Source organism: Pseudomonas sp. SWRI77, from assembly GCF_014269105.1.
Lineage (GTDB): Bacteria > Pseudomonadota > Gammaproteobacteria > Pseudomonadales > Pseudomonadaceae > Aquipseudomonas > Aquipseudomonas capeferrum.
In genome coordinates, this window is sequence record NZ_JABWRV010000003.1 from 42,091 (window position 1) to 63,945 (window position 21,855).

The 21,855-nt window shown below is 61.7% G+C and carries 21 protein-coding genes and 1 pseudogene; 18 read left to right on the plus strand and 4 right to left on the minus strand.

Annotated elements, in window-relative coordinates; all coding sequences use genetic code 11:
• The first annotated feature begins 3 nt into the window (after positions 1-3).
• Genes HU766_RS04005 through murB form a run of 4 tightly spaced genes read left to right on the plus strand, consistent with a single transcriptional unit; the run spans position 4 to position 2,430 of the window.
• The gene (locus HU766_RS04005; protein ID WP_003247142.1) at positions 4-189 is read left to right on the plus strand and encodes a Trm112 family protein; all 186 of its coding nucleotides are present in this window, start codon (positions 4-6) and stop codon (positions 187-189) included.
• Entirely contained in the window at positions 186-950 is a 765-nt protein-coding gene (gene kdsB, locus HU766_RS04010; protein WP_186653755.1) for a 3-deoxy-manno-octulosonate cytidylyltransferase, read from the plus strand. The genes HU766_RS04005 and kdsB overlap by 4 nt, the downstream gene beginning before the upstream one ends.
• Complete coding sequence (locus HU766_RS04015; RefSeq protein ID WP_186653757.1) at positions 950-1,414, plus strand: low molecular weight protein-tyrosine-phosphatase; 465 nt, start codon at positions 950-952, stop codon at positions 1,412-1,414. Before kdsB ends, HU766_RS04015 begins: the two co-directional genes overlap by 1 nt.
• The gene (gene murB, locus HU766_RS04020) at positions 1,411-2,430 is read left to right on the plus strand and encodes a UDP-N-acetylmuramate dehydrogenase (RefSeq protein ID WP_186653768.1); all 1,020 of its coding nucleotides are present in this window, start codon (positions 1,411-1,413) and stop codon (positions 2,428-2,430) included. Before HU766_RS04015 ends, murB begins: the two co-directional genes overlap by 4 nt.
• 33 nt (positions 2,431-2,463) lie before the next feature.
• Here the strand turns inward: murB and HU766_RS26135 are convergent.
• Positions 2,464-2,889: pseudogene (locus HU766_RS26135) on the minus strand (DUF1214 domain-containing protein); the annotation flags it as partial.
• A gap of 199 nt (positions 2,890-3,088) precedes the next feature.
• Between HU766_RS26135 and HU766_RS04030 the strand changes: the two are divergent.
• On the plus strand, positions 3,089-3,910 hold the full coding sequence (locus tag HU766_RS04030; RefSeq protein WP_186653770.1) for a transporter: 822 nt from the start codon (positions 3,089-3,091) through the stop codon (positions 3,908-3,910).
• Between the two features lie 23 nt (positions 3,911-3,933).
• Here the strand turns inward: HU766_RS04030 and HU766_RS04035 are convergent, their stop codons facing one another.
• Positions 3,934-5,229, minus strand: coding sequence for an outer membrane protein transport protein (locus HU766_RS04035; RefSeq protein WP_186653786.1), 1,296 nt, complete (start codon positions 5,227-5,229; stop codon positions 3,934-3,936).
• Between the two features lie 223 nt (positions 5,230-5,452).
• On the opposite strand from HU766_RS04035, the gene HU766_RS04040 reads away from it, so the two are divergent.
• Positions 5,453-6,865: a DUF1254 domain-containing protein gene (locus tag HU766_RS04040; RefSeq protein ID WP_186653789.1), complete on the plus strand. Its 1,413-nt coding sequence runs from the start codon at positions 5,453-5,455 to the stop codon at positions 6,863-6,865.
• 157 nt (positions 6,866-7,022) lie between these two features.
• Here HU766_RS04040 and rne read toward each other — a convergent pair whose 3' ends face one another.
• On the minus strand, positions 7,023-10,220 hold the full coding sequence (rne, locus tag HU766_RS04045; RefSeq protein WP_186653791.1) for a ribonuclease E: 3,198 nt from the start codon (positions 10,218-10,220) through the stop codon (positions 7,023-7,025).
• An 800-nt stretch (positions 10,221-11,020) separates the two neighbouring features.
• On the opposite strand from rne, the gene rluC reads away from it, so the two are divergent.
• From rluC to HU766_RS04060, 3 genes are read left to right on the plus strand one after another with little or no spacing between them, the layout of a single operon-like run.
• Positions 11,021-11,977, plus strand: coding sequence for a 23S rRNA pseudouridine(955/2504/2580) synthase RluC (rluC, locus tag HU766_RS04050; protein WP_033700578.1), 957 nt, complete (start codon positions 11,021-11,023; stop codon positions 11,975-11,977).
• 3 nt (positions 11,978-11,980) lie between these two features.
• Positions 11,981-12,640: an HAD family hydrolase gene (locus HU766_RS04055; RefSeq protein WP_186653794.1), complete on the plus strand. Its 660-nt coding sequence runs from the start codon at positions 11,981-11,983 to the stop codon at positions 12,638-12,640.
• A 23-nt stretch (positions 12,641-12,663) separates the two neighbouring features.
• Positions 12,664-13,653: a S49 family peptidase gene (locus HU766_RS04060; RefSeq protein ID WP_186653797.1), complete on the plus strand. Its 990-nt coding sequence runs from the start codon at positions 12,664-12,666 to the stop codon at positions 13,651-13,653.
• 81 nt (positions 13,654-13,734) lie between these two features.
• Here the strand turns inward: HU766_RS04060 and HU766_RS04065 are convergent, their stop codons facing one another.
• The gene (locus HU766_RS04065) at positions 13,735-14,313 is read right to left on the minus strand and encodes a nucleoside triphosphate pyrophosphatase (RefSeq protein WP_186653800.1); all 579 of its coding nucleotides are present in this window, start codon (positions 14,311-14,313) and stop codon (positions 13,735-13,737) included.
• A gap of 95 nt (positions 14,314-14,408) precedes the next feature.
• Between HU766_RS04065 and HU766_RS04070 the strand changes: the two genes are divergently transcribed.
• From HU766_RS04070 to mltG, 9 genes are all read left to right on the plus strand, one after another.
• Positions 14,409-14,936, plus strand: a complete 528-nt coding sequence (locus HU766_RS04070) for a YceD family protein (RefSeq protein WP_077068576.1) — start codon at positions 14,409-14,411, stop codon at positions 14,934-14,936.
• Positions 14,937-14,949: 13 nt separating this feature from the next.
• Positions 14,950-15,132 (plus strand): 50S ribosomal protein L32, encoded by a 183-nt coding sequence (gene rpmF / locus HU766_RS04075; protein ID WP_016485486.1) that lies wholly within the window; start codon positions 14,950-14,952, stop codon positions 15,130-15,132.
• Positions 15,133-15,135: 3 nt separating this feature from the next.
• Positions 15,136-16,146 (plus strand): phosphate acyltransferase PlsX, encoded by a 1,011-nt coding sequence (gene plsX / locus HU766_RS04080; protein WP_077068575.1) that lies wholly within the window; start codon positions 15,136-15,138, stop codon positions 16,144-16,146.
• A 126-nt stretch (positions 16,147-16,272) separates the two neighbouring features.
• Positions 16,273-17,211: an ACP S-malonyltransferase gene (fabD, locus tag HU766_RS04085; RefSeq protein WP_033700573.1), complete on the plus strand. Its 939-nt coding sequence runs from the start codon at positions 16,273-16,275 to the stop codon at positions 17,209-17,211.
• Between the two features lie 15 nt (positions 17,212-17,226).
• Positions 17,227-17,967, plus strand: a complete 741-nt coding sequence (fabG, locus tag HU766_RS04090; protein WP_186653803.1) for a 3-oxoacyl-ACP reductase FabG — start codon at positions 17,227-17,229, stop codon at positions 17,965-17,967.
• A gap of 203 nt (positions 17,968-18,170) precedes the next feature.
• Positions 18,171-18,407, plus strand: a complete 237-nt coding sequence (acpP, locus tag HU766_RS04095) for an acyl carrier protein (protein ID WP_008096410.1) — start codon at positions 18,171-18,173, stop codon at positions 18,405-18,407.
• Positions 18,408-18,591: 184 nt separating this feature from the next.
• A complete protein-coding gene (fabF, locus tag HU766_RS04100; protein WP_033700571.1) occupies positions 18,592-19,836 on the plus strand; it encodes a beta-ketoacyl-ACP synthase II in 1,245 nt (414 codons plus the stop codon).
• A complete protein-coding gene (pabC, locus tag HU766_RS04105) occupies positions 19,836-20,651 on the plus strand; it encodes an aminodeoxychorismate lyase (RefSeq protein WP_186653807.1) in 816 nt (271 codons plus the stop codon). The genes fabF and pabC overlap by 1 nt, the downstream gene beginning before the upstream one ends.
• Positions 20,652-20,655: 4 nt before the next feature.
• A complete protein-coding gene (mltG, locus tag HU766_RS04110; RefSeq protein WP_186653810.1) occupies positions 20,656-21,846 on the plus strand; it encodes an endolytic transglycosylase MltG in 1,191 nt (396 codons plus the stop codon).
• Positions 21,847-21,855: the final 9 nt, after the last annotated feature.

A 21,855-nucleotide genomic window follows, 5' to 3' on the forward strand; every position in this document is an offset into this window, starting at 1 on the left:
TCCATGGACACCAAACTGCTCGATATCCTGGCCTGCCCGATCACCAAAGGCCCGCTCAAGCTCAGCGCCGACAAGACCGAGCTGATCAGCAAGGGCGCGGGCCTGGCCTACCCGATCCGCGACGGCATCCCGGTGATGCTGGAAAGCGAAGCGCGTACCCTGACCGACGACGAGCGTCTGGACAAATGAGCCTGGACTTCACCGTGGTGATTCCCGCCCGCCTGCGCTCCACGCGCCTGCCGGGCAAGCCGCTGTTAACGATCGCCGGCAAGCCGATGATCCAGCACGTGTGGGAACAGGCGCGTAAAAGTGCTGCCAGCCGTGTAGTCATCGCCACCGACGATGCCAGTATCGTCGAGGCCTGCCAGGCGTTTGGCGCCGAAGTGCTGCTGACCCGCGCCGACCATGAGTCCGGCACCGATCGCCTGGCCGAAGTGGCGGCGCGTCTCGGCTTGCCTGCCGACGCCATCGTGGTCAATGTGCAGGGTGACGAGCCGCTGATCCCGCCGGTGATCATCGACCAGGTGGCGGCGAACCTCGCGGCCCACCCGGAAGCCGGCATCGCCACCCTGGCCGAGCCGATCCACGAGCCGCAGGCCGTGTTCAACCCCAATGCGGTCAAGGTCGTCAGCGACAAGAACGGCCTGGCCTTGAGTTTCAGCCGTGCGCCGCTGCCCTGGGCGCGTGATGCCTTCGCCAAGGGCCGCGACCAACTGCCCGAAGGTGTGCCCTACCGCCGTCACATCGGCATGTATGCCTACCGCGTGGGCTTTTTGCAGGACTTCGTCGGCTGGGGCCCGTGCTGGCTTGAGCAGACCGAGGCGCTGGAGCAGTTGCGCGCCCTGTGGCATGGCGTGCGCATTCATGTCGAAGACGCCATCGAGGCGCCCGCCGTGGGTGTCGACACCCCTGAAGACCTGGAGCGCGTAAGGCGCCTGCTGGAGGCTTGATGCGCGTCCTGTTCGTTTGCCTGGGCAACATCTGCCGCTCGCCCACCGCCGAGGGCGTGCTGCGTCATCAGTTGCAGGCCGCAGGGCTTGCCGAGCAGGTGCACGTGGCGTCGGCTGGTACCGGTGACTGGCACGTCGGCAAGGCCCCAGACGGCCGTACCTGCAAGGCCGCGCTGGCCCGCGGGTATGACCTTTCGCAGCAACGCGCCCAGCAGGTGAGCGTGGCGCACTTTGCCGAGTACGACCTGATCCTGGCCATGGACGAGAGCAACCTGAGCCACTTGCGTGCCCTGCGCCCGCATTCGGCGTCAGGTGAGCTCGACCTTTTCCTGCGCCGCTATGGCGCGGAGCTGAATGAGGTGCCAGACCCGTACTACGGTGGCGCCGCCGGTTTCGAGCAGGTGCTGGACCTGATCGAGGTGGCGTGCCAGGCATTGGTGGTGGAAATCAAGGGGCGGTTATGACAGCGCTTTGGCAGGAGCAGGTTTCGCTCAAGCCTTTCAATACCTTCGGCATTGACGTCAAGGCCCGGTATTTCAGCCAGGTGCATGATGATGACGAGGTGCGCGAAGCGCTGGCCCAGGCACAGCAGCGCGGGCTGCCGGTGCTGGTCATCGGCGGAGGCAGCAACCTGCTGTTGACCGGTGATATCGATGCGCTGGTGCTGCACATGGCCAGCCGTGGCCGCCGCGTGCTGAGCGATGACGGCGAGCGCGTGGTGGTTGAAGCCGAGGCGGGTGAGCCTTGGCACCCGTTCGTGCAGTGGGCGCTGGCGCAAGGTTTGTGCGGGTTGGAAAACCTCAGCCTGATCCCGGGCACCGTGGGCGCAGCACCGATGCAGAACGTGGGCGCCTATGGCGTCGAGATCAAGCATGTGTTCGCCGGCTTGACTGCGCTGGATCGCCAGACCGGTGAGTTGCGTGATTTTGGTCTGGAAGAGTGCGCCTTTGGCTATCGCGACAGCCTGTTCAAGCGTAACCCTGGCCGCTGGTTGATCTTGCGGGTGCGCTTTGCGCTGAGCCATACGCTGCAGGCTCATCTGGATTATGGGCCGGTACGCCAGCGCTTGGTGGAGCAGGGCGTTGAACAGCCCAGCGCGCAGGCGATCAGCGACGCTATCTGCAGCATTCGCCGGGAGAAGTTGCCGGACCCGGCCGAATTGGGCAATGCCGGGAGTTTTTTCAAGAACCCGGTGGTCTCTGCTGAACTTGTCGAGGGTATTCGCGGGCGTTTCCCGGGCGTTGTGGCTTACCTTCAGGCTGATGGCCAGGTGAAGTTGGCGGCGGGGTGGCTGATCGAGCAGGCGGGCTGGAAGGGGTATCGCGATGGCGATGCGGGCGTGCATCGGCTGCAGTCGTTGGTGCTGGTCAACTATGGCCAGGCGAGCGGGGCGCAGTTGCATGACTTGGCGCGGCGCATCCAGGCGGACATCCGCGAGCGGTTCGGGGTTGAGCTCGAGATGGAGCCTAATCTGTACTGATTGTTTGGTGCGGGCCGTAGTGCCGCCATAAAAGCGCATAGCCGGTAGCGGCCGCTTCCCGGCGGTGGGAATCCAGTTGCTGGCAAGCCCGGCAGGCGCTTTGGGGCCGATGTAAATCGTGACGCTGCCGTCCGCATTTTTCTTCATCGCGTCCAGGTCATAGGAGGACAGTGTCGTGCGATTGGTATCGCTGTAGATGAACGGCATGGTGTCACGGTTATAAACGGTCAATGCCCAGAACTGTTTGACCGGCATGTTGGCGGGGACGCTGATCTTGTAGGTCTTGCCAGGCTCAAAGGGTTTGCCGTTTTTATCGGACATGGCCATCAGGTATTGGGTTGCCGGTGAGTCGCTCAATGCCTTCGGCATATAGGTACACCAGAAGTACTCCGCCGCCCGACCGATCAGATCAATACTGTCGGCGTACTCAAAGGAGAAACGCTTGTTTTCATCCGTCATCAACAGCGAAGCATAGTGGCGATCCGGCCAATAGAACTTGTCTTTGGGCAGGTTATCGAACCTCAGCGATGGTCAGCTGCCATGCGTAGAGACACGACCTTAGACCATATCGCGGAAAGGCTCCAACGCTGGTGAATTTTGCACATTGATCGCCGTTGCCTACGCTCATCCCTGCTTAGTCGATTTCAGGGGATGAGTGATGGATCTGGAAAAACATTGGAGTTACACCCGTTCGGCACTGTTCGCGTCGCTGTGCGTTGTACCCATGGCCCAGGCTGAAGATTCGGCAGAATTGGCGAAAAAAGCCCTCAATCCCGTGGCAGCCATGTACAGCTTGCCGGTGCAATACAACTGGGATCAGAAAATGGGGCCGAGCGGGGAAGGCATGCACAGCGTGACCAATATTCAGCCAGTGCTGCCATTTACCCTCAACGATGACTGGAACCTGATTTCGCGCACCATCCTGCCGATTATTGATCAACACGGCCTGGCACCCAACGGTGCGGCGGACAAGTCGGGTGTCGGCGATATCACCCAGAGCTTTTTCTTCTCGCCCAAAGAGCCTACGGAAAGTGGCTGGATACTCGGTGTCGGCCCGGCGTTGTTGGTTCCCACCGGTAGTGATGAATTGCTCGGTAGTGAACAGTGGGGCATCGGCCCGACCGCCGTTGCGCTTAAACAGGCCAATGGCTGGACTCACGGAATACTTGCCAACCATATCTGGGGGCTGGAGGGCAGCCCGCCGGACGACAAGGAAAAGGTCAACCAGACCTTCCTACAGCCTTTTCTTTCCTACACCACCAGCACGCTCACCACGTATGGGGTCAATACGGAATCGACCTACAACTGGCAGTCACGCGAATGGTCGGTGCCGATCAATCTCACGGTCACGCAATTGTTGAAGATCTCAGGGCACCCACTGACGGTACAGGCTGGGCCGCGATACTGGCTCGACAGCCCGGATGATGGCCCACAGGGCTGGGGGGTTCGCTTCGCCGTAACGTTGTTGTTTCCACGCTGAGACAGAGGCGAAGCGATCAGCATTCAGAAGCGCCAGGTCGCACCGCCACCAATGATATGTAAGGCCGCATTGCGGTAAGTACCCGAAAGCGTATCACCCGAGCGTGCTTTCGTTTGTTCGACGTCCATATCGCCGAGCCAAACCAGGGTATAGGCTGCGTGCAAATCCAGCCCTTCATCGATTTGGTAGTTGACTCCAGTAGCCAGTCGCCAGGCTTCCCCCATGGGGTTGTCAACCGTACGATCCTTATCATCGACTGCTGAGCTGTCGTAACCGATGCCCATGCTCCAGCGTAATTTTTGGGTGGCCTGGTATTGGGTGCCAATCGAGGCGTGCCAGGTGTCTTTGTATTTGCGGTCAACGGTTCGGCTGACATCGGTAGCGCTTACGTCGACGTCTATGCCGATGCTGCCAAACTCACTCCAGTCTTGCCAGCCGAGGCTGCCGAGTAGCTTCCATTGCGAATTCAATTCATGTGCGACGCTGATGAGAGCGGTCTGTGGCACCGCCATATCCAAGTCGAGATCATTCACATCGAGTCTGCTCAACGCGGCGTTGATTAGTGGATTACTGACCTTGTTCACACTGGGGCTGTCCTTGAATTCCAGATCGATCTTGCTGGTGTAGGCCAAACCAATCTGCGTGCGCGCGTTCAGTCGGTACAGCAGCCCCAGATTCACCCCGGTTCCGACATCCGTGTCTTTATACTCCAGTTGCCCGTCGGGACTGTCACGCAGTCCGAGCAAGTTGTTGTTGATGGCCATCTCGTTACGGTAGTAGGCGAACATGATGCGCGGCCCTATACCGATGGACAGATCATCGGTGAATTTGTGCGCCAGGGTGGGCTGAAACGACACACCGATAATTGCGGCCTCTTGATTGAAATAGCGGCCAGCCCAGTCGTCGTCGTAATTCAGTGCGAGTCCAAAGTTACCGTACATGCCAAAACCCACCGCTGAGCGCTCGTCGATTTGATGACTGATGAACAGACTGGAACCGGGCAAGTATTGCAGGGCGTTGCCCCCTTCGTTGCCGTCGAACTGATTGTTACTGTCGCGGGAAAAGCGCATGTGGCCAAGAATTACCTGGGCATTGGCGCTGACCTGGGTTCCTTGCAGCTCGGTGATACCCGCCGGGTTGCTCATGAGAACACTGGGATCGCTGGCCAATGCAGCGGCGCCCGCGTTGGCCAGGCCGTTACCTTCCTGACCGGTTTCATAAACCAGAATTCCGCCCGCCCAGGCGTCGCCAGCAAGCAGACCAAGGCCGAAAATGATTGAGTGTGCAAGACGTTGGCGGCTGAGGTTGAGTGTATTCATCGCGCTTCCCTTTACGAACTCGGCGGGCACTGCGTATCGCCATCCAAGATGACTTAACGAAGTTTTGAAGCTTAGTCATGAATCGTAGAAATGCGATCACTGGCGGTGGACGCAGGTTTGACGGACGGTAAGCGCGCGCCTAGGGTTCACACGGTATTCAGTCTCAGGTCGATCTTAGAGACGGCTTGTGTCCGTCGCACCTGCACGTGAAAGGACGCTCACCATGATTTCATCACGCCATTGGTTGTCTTGTGTTCTGCCCTTGTGTGTTGCGCTCGGCAGCGCGATGCACGCGCAAGCCAGCACGCCGGATTTACTGCTGACCACGCCCGCAACACCTGACGTGGTGGAAAAGGGAATGCAAGCTGATGGCTATAGCCTGGCGATCTCGGCTTACAACTGGGGTTATCCGCTGGTGCGCATGGAAAGAGTGGCACGGGAATACATTACCGTTCCTTCGCCAAAACCAGACACCAGCTATCGCGCCGGCCTTAACCAGATTGGCTGGGCAACCGCGCTGGCGTCGCCGTCCGCCAAGGACATGCCCACCGCCAACAATGACACCTACTACATGAGCGCGGTGCTGGATCTAACCGAGCCCTATGTCTTGAGCGTGCCCGATACCGATGACCGCTATTACGTGGTCGATGTATTCAACATGTGGCAAGAACTTGAGCACTATGTCGGACGACGCACTACTGGCACCAAGGCCGGCAAATATGTCCTGGTGCCACCGGACTGGAAGGGCGAGTTGCCAAAGGACGCGAAGCGCCTCGACGTCTCGACCAAAAAAATCTGGCTGTGGGGGCGCATTCACGTCAAGCAGGGTGAAGATGTCGCGCCGATCCTCGCCTTGCAGAAACAGTTCAGTGTCGTGCCGTTGAGTGGCAAGTCGAACAAGGATGGGGCATTGCCTGCATTGCCGCAGACGGGCGACGACCCGCTGGGTTTCTTCATCGAACTGGCGTCGGCGCTCAAGGACAACCCGGTCAAGCCTGCCGACGCAGCATTGTTTGCCCAATTCGCCCGCATCGGCCTGACGGAAAAAGGCTTTTCACCCGATAAGCTGAATCCGGCCACTCGCAAAGGTCTAGAGCAAGGTTTGAAAGATGCCCCCTACGTGGCGATCGCGTCGCTGGCGAGCACGTCGGAAGTGCGCAATGGCTGGAACTGGGTGACCGGTCTTGACAGCTTTGGCTTCAACTACCCGCTACGCGCCATGGTGGCTGGCCCCTATCTGGGAGGCCAGGGTGAGCGTGAAGCGATGTATCCGTTGCGCTTCACCGATAGCCAGAATCAACCACTCACAGGGGCCAACCAATATGAAATAAAACTGGCCTCTGCACCGCCGGTGAATGCGTTCTGGTCGCTGACCATGTACAACGCTAGCGACAAAATGTTGGTCGACAACGAGATCAGTCGCTACAAGGTCGGCCCCGATACAAAGGGTTTGAAAGTCGCGGCGGACGGTTCGATTACCATTCCGATCTCCCACAAAAAACCGCAGGGAGAGAATGCCGCCAACTGGCTACCGGCACCCGAAGGCGGTTTCTACGTGATGTTACGTTTGTATCAACCTTCAGAGGAGGCTCTCTCGGGCAAGTGGCAGCTTCCACAGCTGAACAAGGTCAATTGAGTACCTGGGACGTCCTGTCCTAACCGTCGGCCAATAGCTTGGGCTTAGCCGTCCACTATTGGCCGATTCTGTTGAAAACGCGCAGCCACCAGGCCACTAGGCAAGAAAAAGCCCCGCCAGTTCGCACTGGCGGGGCTTTTTCATTCAGCCGTTGGCATCAACCGTGATGAGGCTTGTGCTCATCAGCGGTTTCCAGGGCCGGCTCTGCAGCTTCCTGCGCGGCCTTGGCAGCAGCTTCAGCTTCACGCTTGCGGCGACGGACTTCACGTGGGTCGTTCGGCGCGCGGCCGTTGGCCAGCATGACGGTAGCAGCTTCAACCACGGCAGGTGCCTCGACCGGTGCAGGCTCGACAACAACTGGCGCTGGCTCCACGACCACTTCGGGTTGCGCTTCGACAACCACGGCAGCCTGCTCGGCAACCACGGCTTCTTCAACGACTACCGGCGCCTGCTCGATTTCGCCGGCTTCAACTGCTGGCGCTTCGACTGGGGCTTCGACAGGCGCTTCGGCAACGACCACCGCTTCAGCGGCAGGGGCCGCTTCGACAACTGGCTGCGGCGTGACTTCGACCACGGGCTCGGCGCTGGCCTCGACCACGGCGACAGGCTCGCTGAGCGGTTGCTCAACCACAGGGGCAACAGCGGCTTCCTCGGCCTGTGCAACAGCTTCGACCTGCTCGGACGGTTTGGCGGCTTCGCTGTTGTCGGTTTCGACGACTTCGGCGGTGGCGCGCTCGGCCTGCTGGTTGGCTTGCGCTTCGGCATCGGCGCTGATGTTGCTGCTGGCAACAGCTGCGGTGACGGCCAGGCCGGCAGCCAGTTCGGCACCCAGCTCGGTGGCCTGGTGCTGTTGTGGCTGCTCTTCGCTGCCTTCGTCTTCGCTGCCTTCGATCAGCTCACCGTTGGCATTGCGCTGACGCTCGCGACGGTTGCTGCGACGACGCTGGCCGCGGGAACGGCGACGTGGACGCTCGCCATCTGCGCCTTCCTGCTCGTCCTGCAGCAGTTCATCGTTCGGCAGTTGCTCTTCGGCAAGCTCTGCAGCCTGCTCGGCTGCTTCTTCGGCGGCACGTGGCTGGCGCTCTTCACGCGGCGGGCGTGGGGCACGCTCTTCGCGTGGGGCGCGTTCTTCACGAGGGGCACGCTCTTCACGCGGCGCACGTTCTTCGCGAGGGGTACGCTCTTCACGCGGGGCGCGTTCTTCACGAGGGGCACGCTCTTCACGCGGTGCACGTTCCTCACGTGGTGCACGTTCTTCACGGGCTACACGCTCTTCACGTGGCTGACGCTCTTCGCGTGCAACCGGTGCCGGCGTGGCCTCCAGTGGCTCGCGCAGTTCGCGTACCGGGCGCTCTTCGCGGTTGCCACGACGGTCTTCGCGTGGCTGGCGTGGTTGGCGCTCTTCGCGAGGTGCGCGTTCTTCACGCGGCGCGCGTTCTTCGCGAGGCTGGCGCTCTTCACGCGGGGCGCGCTCGGCACGCTCTTCGCGTGGTTTGCGCTCTTCGTCGCGGCGGCCATTGCGGTTGCGGCTCTGCTGGCGGCCGTTACGGCGTTCTTCGTTGCGTGGCGTGCGATCAGCGGCTGGTTTTTCGGCCGTGACGGCCGGTGCGGCGACCGGTTCGTCCTTGCCGGCGAACAGGCTGACCAGCGACTTGACCAGGCCTTTGAACAGGCTCGGCTCTGGGGCGCTTGGCGCTGGGGCTACCGGTGCGGCGGGCTGCTGAGGCTCTTCGACAGCGCTCGGCACCGGCGCACTGGTGCGGGCCGGGGCGGTCTTGACCGCAGCCTCCTGGCGAACCAGGGTGCGCGTGGCGGCGGGTACCGGCGTCGCTTCTTCGGTCTCGGTGGCGGCGATCTCGTAGCTGGATTGGTTGTTCAGCACTTCCGGGTTGTCATCGCGCAGGCGCTGGACTTCGAAGTGCGGGGTTTCCAGGTGATCGTTCGGCAGGATGATGATGCGTGCGCGGGTGCGCAGTTCGATCTTGGTGATCGAGTTGCGTTTCTCGTTGAGCAGGAACGCGGCGACCGGGATCGGCACCTGGGCGCGCACTTCGGCGGTGCGGTCTTTCAGGGCTTCTTCTTCGATCAGGCGCAGAATGGCCAGCGACAGCGATTCGACATCACGGATGATGCCGGTGCCCGAGCAGCGTGGGCAGACGATGCCGCTGCTTTCGCCCAGCGATGGGCGCAGGCGCTGACGGGACATTTCCAGCAGGCCGAAGCGCGAGATGCGACCCACTTGCACGCGGGCACGGTCGGCTTCGAGGCACTCACGCACACGCTCTTCAACGGCGCGCTGGTTCTTGGCCGGGGTCATGTCGATGAAGTCGATGACGATCAGGCCGCCGATGTCGCGCAGACGCAGTTGGCGGGCGATTTCCTCGGCCGCTTCCAGGTTGGTCTGCAGGGCGGTTTCCTCGATGTCGCTGCCTTTGGTGGCGCGCGCCGAGTTGATGTCGATGGAAACCAGGGCCTCGGTCGGGTCGATCACGATCGAGCCGCCGGACGGCAGGTCGACGACACGCTGGAAGGCGGTTTCGATCTGGCTTTCGATCTGGAAGCGGTTGAACAGTGGCACGCTGTCTTCGTACAGCTTGACCTTGCTGGCGTACTGCGGCATCACCTGGCGGATGAAGGTCAGGGCTTCTTCCTGGGCGTCGATGCTGTCGATCAGCACTTCGCCGATGTCCTGACGCAGGTAGTCGCGGATGGCGCGGATGATGACGTTGCTTTCCTGGTAGATCAGGAATGGCGCAGCGCGGTCAAGGGAGGCTTCCTTGATGGCGGTCCACAGCTGCAGCAGGTAGTCGAGGTCCCACTGCATTTCTTCGCTGCTGCGGCCAAGGCCGGCAGTGCGCACGATCAGGCCCATGTCGCCCGGCACGGTCAGGCCGTTCAGGGCTTCGCGCAGTTCGTTGCGCTCTTCGCCTTCGATGCGGCGAGAGATGCCACCAGCGCGTGGGTTGTTGGGCATCAGCACCAGGTAGCGACCGGCCAGGCTGATGAAGGTGGTGAGGGCGGCGCCTTTGTTGCCGCGCTCTTCCTTCTCGACCTGGACGATGACTTCCTGGCCTTCGCTGAGGACGTCTTTGATGTTGACGCGGCCTTCGGGGGACTTCTTGAAGTACTCGCGGGAGATTTCTTTCAGCGGCAGGAAGCCGTGACGTTCGGAACCGAAGTCGACGAAGGCGGCTTCGAGGCTAGGTTCGATGCGGGTGATCTTGCCTTTGTAGATGTTGGCCTTTTTCTGCTCACGCGCGCCGGACTCGATGTCCAGGTCGTAGAGGCGTTGGCCGTCCACCAGGGCTACACGCAACTCTTCGGGTTGAGTTGCGTTAATCAGCATTCTTTTCATGTTGTACCGTCGGTTTCCGGGCTGCCGGAAACGGCGTTCGGCACACACGACGTCTCATGGTCGGTGCCAAGGTGCGCAAAGGGTGGCGGGCCACCCCCGTGTCGAGCGACGTTCGGCACCAGCCGGTTGCCCAGCCTGCCGTTGTCACGACGACGCGTCCTGTTTGCTGCGGTGCCTACCAGGCCCTTGTGGCTTTCGAATAGGTATCCGAATCAACCCAGCGGGCCAAGTGCACTCAGTCAGGAGGAGGAATCAACCTTCAGCCGTGGACGCCCGGAGGCATCTGTTTCAGGACCTTATCCGCTCGCCGGCCATTTCAGTGGGCCGGTGGCCGGACGCGGTGCTACACGGTCCGAGGGCTGTGCATCTCCACCCTGCACGTATCCCTGATAATTCGGGTGCTGCCGCGCGCTGAATCCGCAACGGGTTGCATTTTTCGCCAGCGCAGGTTGAGCGCTGGCGCCATTCATGTCCAAGGCAGGTATTTCCGAAGCATTCGCCGTGCGTTGCGTGCAAACGTCGGGGCGGGCAGAGGTGCAGCGAAAAGAAGCGGGTAAGCAGGTGAAACACCGCACTTGTCGTTTTTTTTCAGTCTTCTCTACACAGCGCTGGTGGCGATTCCAGGCAATTCGGTAAACTGGCGAAAACCCCGTAGGACGGCCTCGCGTCCTGGAGAATTGCGAAGGTCAGGGACCGGCGAAGAGCCTGGTGCCGCTGGCCTGCCGCTTTTGGCGGCGTTCGCGACTATAGCAGCAATGATTAAGTGCTTCAATTCCATAAAAAATTGTTATGATCCCTTGATGACGACCAATACCCCTCCGACTTCCGGCGTTCAGCTGATCGAAGTCGCGCCGGAGCTTGCCGGCCAACGCATCGACAATTTCCTCATCACGGCGCTCAAGGGCGTGCCCAAGACCTTGGTTTACCGCATCCTGCGCAAGGGTGAGGTGCGGGTCAACAAAGGGCGCGTCAAGCCTGAATACAAAATTCAGGCTGGCGATATCGTACGGGTACCGCCCGTCCGCTTGCCTGAGCGTGATGCACCTGCGCCCGTAGCCCAGGGGCTGCTGCAGCGCCTTGAAGCGGCGATTGTCTACGAAGACAAGGCGCTCATCGTGATGAACAAGCCGGCGGGTATCGCCGTGCATGGCGGCAGTGGCCTGAGTTTCGGGGTGATCGAGGCGTTGCGTCAGCTGCGTCCGGATGCCAAGGAGCTTGAGCTGGTGCATCGCCTGGACCGCGACACGTCCGGCCTGCTGATGATCGCCAAGAAGCGCAGCATGCTGCGCCACCTGCATGCCGCCCTGCGCGGCGACGGTGTCGACAAGCGCTACATGGCGTTGGTGCGTGGCCACTGGCCGACCGCGAAGAAGCAGGTCAATGCGCCGTTGCTCAAAAGCAACCTGCGCTCTGGCGAGCGCATGGTCGAGGTCAACGAGGAGGGCAAGGAGGCGCTGACCCTGTTCCGCGTGCTGCGCCGTTTCGGTGAGTTCGCCACCATTGTCGAAGCGCGTCCGATCACCGGCCGTACCCACCAGATCCGCGTGCACACCTTGCATGCCGGGCACATGATCGCCGGCGACAGCAAGTACGGCGACGAAGACTTCAGTCGCGAGATTCGCGAGCTGGGTGGCAAGCGCCTGTTCCTGCATGCCTATGCCCTGACCGTGCCACTGCCTGACGGTGGCGAGCTCAAGCTGGAGGCGCCGGTGGATGAAGTGTGGGCCAAGACTGTAGAGCGTTTGAGTGCGTCCTGAGCGATGAAAAAGTCTTATGAGCTGCTGATCTTCGACTGGGACGGCACCTTGGCTGACTCCATCGGGCGCATCGTCGAGGCCATGAACGCTGCCGCCGAGCGCGCCGGTGAGGCGCCGAGTCACGATGATGCGGTCAAGGGCATCATCGGCCTGGCCCTGGGCGAGGCGATCCATACGCTGTATCCGCACCTGACGCCCGTGCAGCTCGAGCGTTTTCGGCAGCACTATGCCGACATCTACACGGCGCTTGATCAAAAGCCGTCGCCGTTGTTCGAGGGTGTGGTCGAGTCGCTGGATGCCTTCCGTGCCGAGGGTTACCGCTTGGCGGTAGCAACTGGCAAGGCCCGTCGAGGCCTGGATCGGGTGCTCAAGGCCAATGGCTGGGAGCAGTTCTTCGATATCACCCGCGCCGCCGACGAGACCCGTGGCAAGCCACACCCGCTGATGCTCGAGGAGATTCTCAGCCATTGCGGTGTCGAGCCTGGGCGCGCGTTGATGGTCGGTGATTCGGCGTTTGATCTGCAGATGGCCAGCAATGCGGGCATGCACTCGGTGGCTGTCGGCTATGGCGCGATGTCGCTGCAGGCACTGGCCGAGTTCGGCCCGCAGGTGTGCATCGATCATTTCTCCCAGTTGCGTGAGTGGCTGGTCGGTTCCGCGTAATTTCACTTCCAAGGCAGGTGAGCATGGCAGACGAATGGAAAGCCCCAGAGTCCGAACCCGAGGAGCGCGAAGAGCGCAAGAGTTGGAAGCTGTTGGAAAAAACCCTGCTGGCGAGTGTCCAGGAGCAGCGCCGCGCACGGCGCTGGGGGATTTTCTTCAAGCTGCTGACCTTTGTTTACCTGTTCGGCATGCTGGTCTTGTTCACGCCGTTGATGGACATGGACAAGGCCGCCTCGCGCAGCGCCAGCCATACGGCATTGATCGAGGTGCGCGGCGTGATTGCCGATCAGGAGGCGGCCAGTGCCGACAACCTCGTCAAGAGCCTGCGTGAGGCGTTCAAGGACGCCAAAACCAAAGCCGTGGTGTTGCGGATCAACAGCCCGGGTGGCAGCCCGGTGCAGGCGGGCTATGTCTATGACGAGATTCGCCGGCTGCGTGCCGAGTACCCGGCGATCAAGCTGTATGCAGTGATCACCGACCTGGGGGCTTCCGGTGCCTATTACATCGCCAGTGCGGCGGATGAGATCTATGCCGACAAGGCCAGCCTGGTTGGCTCCATTGGGGTGACGGCGGCGGGTTACGGGTTTGTCGGCTCGATGGAGAAGCTGGGGGTTGAGCGGCGCACCTATACCGCAGGTGAGCACAAGGCCTTCCTTGATCCGTTCTCGCCAGAGAAGCCTGATGAGCGGGCGTTCTGGCAGGGCGTGCTGAATACCACGCACCAGCAGTTCATCGCCATGGTCAAGCAGGGGCGGGGTGATCGGCTGAAGGACAAGGAGCACCCGGAGCTGTTCAGTGGGCTGATCTGGTCGGGCGAGCAGGCCAAGGCGCTTGGCTTGGTGGATGGCTTGGGCAGTGCCAGCTATGTGGCGCGGGAGATTGTCGGCGAGAAGGAATTGGTGGATTTCACGGTTCAGGAATCGCCGTTTGACCGGTTCTCCAAGCGGATCGGCGCCAGTGTGGCTGAACATCTGGCGATGTACATGGGGTTCAAGGGGCCGTCTTTGCGCTGAGGGTTGGCCGTTGGTTGTGTGGCCCCCCTTTGCAGTACCCATGAGGTCGAGCACCGCTCGATCTCATGGTGCTGGATCGAACTACGGAACCACCACCCCTTCCTTGGTCAGCATGTCCACCAGCCGAATCAGCGGCAGCCCGACCAGGCTGGTCGCATCGCACCCATGCGTGCTTTGAAACAAACTCACCCCCAGCCCTTCGGCCTTGAAGCTCCCTGCGCAATCCAGCGGCTGTTCCGCAGCCACGTAGCGCTCCACGCGCTCTCGGCTCAGTTCCCGCATCGTCACCGTAAACGGCACGCAATCGACCTGGCATTGCCCTGTAGCGCTATTGAGTAGCGCCAGCCCGGTCAGGAAGGTGACCTGCTGCCCGCTGGCCTCCAGCAGCTGCTCGCAGGCCCGCTCGAAGCTCAAGGGCTTGCCAAGGATCTGTTCGCCCAGCACGGCCACCTGGTCCGAGCCGATGATCAGGTGCCCGGGGTGGCTGCCCGCCAGTGCCTCGGCCTTTTGTTTGGCCAGGCGCCGTACCAGCTCCACGGCAGGCTCGTCACCCAGGCGCTGCTCGTCTATATCGGGGCTTTCCCAGGTGAAGGGCAGGCGCAGGCGGGCGAGCAGTTCGCGTCTGTAAGGTGAACTGGAAGCCAGTAATAAGGGCAGCATGGTAGACTCCTGATCTGTTGTACTCATCCTATCACGCGATTTGCCGCCGAATTTCCTTTGACAGGGGCGGGGGCCATCCCTAGAATGCTGCGCCTATGTTGAATGACCCGATTCCACCTCACGTTGACCCGCGCAAATTAGCCGATCGTGGCGTAACCCTTAACGGTTCGCTGCAACTCGCTGATTTGGAAAGACTCTGCGACCCGCTTTCCGACAATGTCGGTACGGTGCAGGCGAAGTTAAATTTTGAACGAGATGAACAGCACGTGGTGGTTATCCACAGCGAGCTTGACGTCGAGGTCAAGATGGTTTGCCAGCGTTGTCTTGAGCTGGTCACCCTGCCGATCCACAGCGAATGTACTTACGCCGTGGTAAAGGAGGGTGCGAATACCCAGTCGTTGCCGAAAGGCTATGACGTGCTGGAACTGGGCGAAGATCCATTGGATCTGCAGGCGTTTATCGAGGAGGAGCTTCTGCTCGCCTTGCCAATCGTGCCTGCTCATCATCCGGAAGAATGCCAGCAGCCGGCGGGCGCAGACGAGCCCGATTCGAGCAAGGACGAGGTATCGCGGTCCAACCCGTTCAGTGTTTTGGCGCAGTTAAAGCGTGACCCAAACGTTTAGGAGTTAATCAATTATGGCTGTTCAGCAGAACAAAAAATCCCGCTCTGCCCGTGACATGCGCCGTTCGCACGACGCCCTGTCGGAAAACGCGCTGTCGGTAGAGAAAACCACCGGTGAAATTCACCTGCGCCACCACGTATCGCCAGAAGGCGTATACCGTGGTCGCAAAGTGATCGACAAGGGCGCTGACGAGTAATCCTTGTCCGCTCAGATCATCGCGATCGACGCAATGGGCGGGGACTTCGGTCCCCGCAGCATTGTCCAGGCTAGCATTGCCTGCCTTTCGGCTACCCCCTCGCTGCACCTGACCCTCGTCGGTCAACCCTCCCTCCTTGAAGATCTTGTCAGTGGCCTTGCAGCTGCGGATCGCGCGCGCCTGCAGATTGTCGCGGCCAGCGAGGTGATCGGTATGGACGAGCGGCCTTCCCAGGCGTTGCGCGGCAAGCCGGACTCGTCGATGCGCATTGCGCTCGAACTGGTGCGTGACGGCAAGGCCCAGGCCTGCGTGAGTGCCGGAAATACCGGGGCGCTGATGGCGTTGTCGCGCTTCGTGCTCAAGACCCTGCCGGGTATCGATCGGCCCGCCATGGTGGCGGCGATCCCGACCCAGGCGGGGTATTGCCAGTTGCTCGACCTGGGCGCCAATGTCGATTGCAGTGCCGAGAACCTTTACCAGTTCGCCGTGATGGGCTCGGTGGCTGCCCAGGCCTTGGGTGTTCATCGCCCGCGCGTGGCGCTGCTGAACATCGGCACCGAGGACATCAAGGGCAACCAGCAGGTCAAGCTGGCGGCCACGTTGCTGCAGAACGCCCGCGGCCTCAACTATGTAGGTTTCGTCGAAGGTGATGGCCTGTACCGTGGCGAGGCGGATGTGGTGGTGTGCGACGGCTTTGTCGGCAACATCCTGCTCAAGTCCAGCGAAGGCCTGGCGACGATGATCGGTGCGCGCATCGAGGCGTTGTTCAAGGGCGGAGTGCTGGCCCGTGCTGCCGGCGCCTTGGCCATGCCATTGCTCAAGCGCCTGCAGGCCGACCTGGCGCCGGCGCGGCACAATGGTGCAAGCTTTCTGGGGTTGCAGGGTATCGTCATCAAAAGCCATGGCTCGGCGGGTGTGCAGGGGTTTCAGAGCGCCATTCAGCGCGCGTTGATCGAGATCCAGGAGAACCTGCCGCAGCGGCTGCATGGTCGCCTTGAAGACCTGTTGCCTTAGGCATTTCGCCGATGAAGTGCTTAAATGTGACCGCTTGGTCCGCGTATCCATCCAAGTTTTCAGATTCCGCGCCAGGCTAACGCCCGGCGTACCCTATCCGACGACAAGATCATAAGGGCTTGTTCAATGTCTGCATCCCTCGCATTCGTCTTTCCTGGTCAAGGTTCCCAGTCGCTGGGCATGCTCGCCGAGCTCGGCGCCCAGAAGCCGGTGATCGTCGAAACCTTCAAGGAAGCTTCCGAAGCTTTGGGCTACGACCTGTGGAAGCTGGTCCAGGAAGGTCCGGAAGAGCAACTCAACCAAACCGACAAGACCCAGCCGGCCATTCTTACCGCCTCCATCGCCTTGTGGCGCCTGTGGCTGGAAGAGGGCGGCGCAAAGCCTGCGTTCGTTGCGGGCCATAGCTTGGGTGAATACAGCGCGCTGGTCGCCGCTGGCAGCCTGTCGCTGAAAGACGCAGTCAAGCTGGTCAAGCGCCGTGGTGAGCTGATGCAGGAGGCTGTGCCGGCCGGTCACGGCGCCATGGCCGCAATTCTTGGCCTGGGCGACGATGAAGTGAAGGCCATTTGCGTCGAGGCGGCCGAAGATGAAGTGGTCAGTGCAGTGAACTTCAACTCTCCGGGCCAGGTAGTCATTGCCGGTAACGTTGCGGCGGTGAACCGTGCCATCGAGTTGTGCAAGGCCAAAGGCGCCAAGCGTGCCTTGCCGCTGCCGGTCAGCGTGCCATCGCACTGCGCCTTGATGAAGCCTGCCGCCGAGCGTTTTGCCGAGTCGGTCAACGCCATCGAGTGGAAGGCCCCGCAGATCCCGGTGGTGCAGAACGTCACCGCCGCCATCGCCGCCGACCTCGATGCGCTCAAGCACGACCTGCTGGCGCAGCTGTACCAGCCCGTGCGCTGGGTCGAATGCGTACAGACCCTGGCCGCCAATGGCGCCGTCAATCTTGTTGAATGCGGCCCAGGCAAAGTCCTTGCCGGCCTCAACAAGCGTTGCGCCGACGGCGTGACCACCTACAACCTCAATACCCCTGATGCCGTCGCCGCCACCCGCGCGGCGCTGGCCTGAATTGGAGAAGCTTGCATGAGCCTGCAAGGTAAAGTTGCACTGGTCACCGGCGCCAGCCGTGGCATTGGCCAGGCCATCGCCCTCGAACTGGGCCGCCAGGGCGCGACCGTGATCGGCACCGCCACATCGGCCTCCGGTGCCGAGCGCATCGGCGCTATCCTGAAAGAGCACGGCATCACCGGTACCGGCATGGAGCTGAACGTGACCAGCGCCGAGTCCGTCGAAGCGGTGCTGGGCGCCATCACCGCGCAGTTCGGTGCACCGGCCATCCTGGTCAACAACGCAGGTATCACGCGCGACAACCTCATGCTGCGCATGAAGGACGACGAGTGGTTCGACGTGATCGACACCAACCTGAACAGCCTCTACCGTCTGTCCAAGGGCGTGCTGCGCGGCATGACCAAGGCGCGTTGGGGTCGTATCATCAGCATCGGCTCGGTCGTCGGTGCCATGGGTAACGCTGGTCAGGCCAACTATGCCGCCGCCAAGGCTGGCCTGGAAGGCTTCAGCCGCGCCCTGGCGCGTGAAGTGGGCTCGCGAGGCATCACCGTCAACTCGGTGACCCCAGGCTTCATCGACACCGACATGACCCGTGAGCTGCCAGAAGCGCAGCGCGAAGCCCTGCAGACCCAGATTCCGCTGGGCCGCCTGGGCCAGGCCGAGGAAATCGCCAAGGTGGTTTCCTTCCTGGCGTCCGACGGCGCAGCCTATGTGACCGGTGCTACCGTGCCGGTCAACGGCGGGATGTACATGTAAAACTGCAACTCAATGTGACGGATTTCGTAAAAAAAGAGTCATACTGCGAGCCTAAAATCCGTTATAAAGCTGCAACCAGATTCCAGGCAGAGGGTCGGGTGACTAATTCGAAGGTGCGTTTAGCTTGAAAAGCGAACGTCTTTCTATAAAATTGGTCACCGGCCAGCTGCCTGACATATGTCCATTAGGAGTGAAAACTAGGTATGAGCACCATCGAAGAACGCGTCAAGAAAATCGTCGCCGAGCAACTGGGCGTCAAGGAAGAGGAAGTGACCAACGAGAAGTCCTTCGTCGATGACCTGGGTGCCGATTCGCTTGACACCGTTGAGCTGGTGATGGCTCTGGAAGAGGAATTCGAGACCGAAATCCCAGACGAAGAAGCCGAGAAGATCACTACCGTTCAAGCCGCTATCGACTACGTCAACAGCCACAAGGCCTAAGACGTTTTAGTCGACGCTACTTGTCGGGAAAAACCGCACTGCCTTTGCTGGCGTGCGGTTTTTTCTTTGCGAGCCCCCCTTGGCTCAAGGGTATCGTTCACCGCGCACCGAGAGCCTGTTGTCATTTCATTCCATCGCATGAATGCAATGCCAAGAGACTCTGTTATTAGAAAAGGAGAGTACTGTGTCGCGTAGACGCGTCGTGGTCACCGGTATGGGTATGCTGTCACCACTGGGTACCGATGTACCGAGTACCTGGCAGGGCATTCTGGCTGGCCGCAGTGGCATCGGTCCGATCGAACATACGGATCTAGCTGCCTACTCCACCCGTTTCGGCGGCTCGGTGAAAGGCTTCGAGGTCGAGCAGTACCTGTCGGCCAAAGAGGCCCGCAAGCTTGACCTGTTCATCCAGTACGGCCTGGCGGCCGGTTTCCAGGCGGTGCGTAATGCCGGCCTGGAAGTGACCGACGCCAACCGCGAGCGTATTGGCGTGGCCATGGGCTCGGGCATCGGCGGCTTGACCAACATCGAAGAAACCAGCCGGACCTTGCATGAGCAAGGCCCGCGGCGCATTTCGCCGTTCTTCGTGCCGGGTTCGATCATCAACATGATCTCCGGCTTCCTGTCGATCCACCTGGGGCTGCAGGGGCCGAACTACGCCATTGCCACCGCCTGCACCACGGGCACCCACTGCATCGGCATGGCCGCGCGCAACATCGCCTACGGTGAAGCCGACGTGATGATCGCCGGTGGCGCCGAGATGGCCGCTTGCGGCCTGGGCATGGGCGGCTTCGGTGCCTCGCGCGCGCTGTCGACCCGTAACGATGAGCCAAGCCGTGCCAGCCGTCCATGGGACAAAGGCCGTGACGGCTTTGTGCTGTCCGACGGTGCTGGTGCCTTGGTGCTCGAAGAGCTTGAACATGCCAAAGCCCGTGGCGCGACCATCTATGCCGAACTGGTTGGTTTCGGCATGAGCGGCGACGCCTACCACATGACCTCGCCACCCGATTCCGGTGAAGGTGCTGCCCGTTGCATGGCCAATGCCCTGCGCGACGCTGGCATCCAGCCTGAAGAGGTCAGCTACATCAACGCCCATGGCACCTCGACCCCGGCGGGCGATGTGGCCGAAGTGGCTGCGATCAAGCGTGTGTTCGGCGAGCATGCCTACAAGCTCGCGGTCAGTTCGACCAAGTCGATGACTGGCCATTTGCTGGGGGCTGCGGGCGCGGTGGAAGCGATCTTCAGCGTACTGGCAATCAACAGCCAGATGGCGCCGCCGACCATCAACCTGGATGAGCCGGACGAGGGCTGTGACCTGGACTTCGTGCCGCACCAGGCGCGCAGCATGCCGATCGACGTGGTGCTGTCCAACTCGTTTGGCTTTGGTGGCACCAACGGCTCGCTGGTGTTCCGCCGGTTCGCTGGTTGATGCACAGCTGGCTCGACGGCCAGCCGGCGGATGCAGTCAATCTGCAGAACCGCGGCCTGGCCTACGGCGATGGTCTGTTCGAGACCATCGCCGTGCGAGGCGGCCGGCCGAGCTTGCTGGCCGGCCACCTTGCACGCCTGGCGCTGGGTTGCCGGCGCCTGGCCATCGACGTCGACCTGGCGTTGGTCGAAGACGAAATCCGGCGTTACGCCAGCCAGCTAGGTGATGGCGTTGCCAAGCTCATCCTCACCCGTGGCGACAGCCAGCGAGGCTATGCCCCGGTTGCCGGTGCGGCGCCGCGGCGCATCCTTCAGGGTGGCCCGCTGCCCAGCTATCCTGTCGAACATGCCGAACTCGGTGTGCAATTGTTCCCTTGCCAGACCCGGCTTGGGGAACAACCGCTGCTGGCCGGCCTCAAACACCTCAATCGCCTGGAGCAGGTGCTGGCCCGTGCCGAATGGCAGGGCGGCGAGCATGCCGAAGGCCTGATGCGTGATGGGCAGGGCAGGGTAGTCGAAGGGGTGTATAGCAATTTGTTTCTGGTGCGTGACGGTGTGCTGCTGACCGCAGACCTCAGCCGCTGCGGCGTCGCCGGCGTGATGCGTGCCGCGTTGCTGCAGCAGGCCCAGGCATTGGCCATCCCCGTACAGGTCCGCGACCTGGCATTCGATGAACTGGAGCAGGCGGATGAGGTATTCGTGTGCAACAGTGTCTATGGTGTCTGGCCTGTGCGGGGTTTTGCCGCGCTGAACTGGTCGCCGGGCCCACTCACCCGTAAACTGCAGGCCGTTGCCCGTACGTTACTGGATACCTGAATTCGTGAGACGCAAATTCCTGCTGCTGCTGGAAATGGGGTTGATCCTGGCCGGCCTGGCTTTGGGCTGGTCGGCCTGGAAGGTCAACTCGGTCCTGGAGCAGCCCTTGCACGTGACGCAGGAGCGCCTGCTCGACGTGCCCAATGGCACCAACCCCAACCGCATGTTTTACCGCATGCAGAACGATGGGCTGCTCGATGACGCCTTCTGGTTGCGGCTTTACTGGCGCTTCAATATGGCTGGCACGCCCTTGCATACTGGGGAGTACCGCCTGACCCCGGGGATGACGGTCGAGCAGCTGTTCGACGCGTGGCGCCGTGGCGATGTGGTGCAGTACAACCTCACCCTGGTCGAAGGCTGGACCTTCCGCCAAGTGCGCTCGGCCGTTGCCAAGCACGAAAAGATCAAGCACACGCTGGACGGCCTGACGGACGCCGAGGTGATGGACAAGCTTGGCCACACCGGCGTGTTCCCCGAGGGCCGCTTCTTCCCGGATACCTATCGCTTCGTGCGTGGCATGAGCGACATCGAGTTGTTGCAACAGGCCTACATGCGCCTGGACGAAGTGCTGGCCAAAGAATGGTCGGAGCGCACCACCGACCTGCCGTATCGCGACCCTTACCAGGCGCTGATCATGGCCTCGCTGGTGGAGAAGGAAACCGGCATCCCACAAGAGCGTGGGCAGATTGCTGGCGTGTTCGTGCGGCGCCTGCGTCTGGGCATGATGCTGCAGACCGACCCGACCGTGATCTATGGCATGGGCGAGCGCTACAACGGCAGAATTACCCGTGCCGACCTGCGCGAGCCGACGCCCTATAACACCTATACCATGACCGGCTTGCCGCCGACGCCGATCGCCATGGTCGGGCGCGAGGCTATTCACGCTGCGCTCAATCCGGCCACTGGCACCAGCCTGTACTTCGTTGCCCGCGGCGATGGCAGCCATGTGTTCTCCGACGACCTGGACGACCACAATTCGGCGGTGCGCGAGTTCCAGCTCAAGCGGCGTGCGGATTACCGCTCGAGCCCGGCACCGCAGGCCCAGCCGGGTGCCAGCGAGGCCACCGAGCCCGATGCGCCCGCAGCGGACCAGCCGTCTGCGCAGCCTGAGCCCGACGCGGCCCCCGCGCAGCAATCGGCCCCGGCCGGCGACCCCGCAGCGGCCGATGCGCCGACGCCCGAAGAACAACCTTAAGGACTGCCT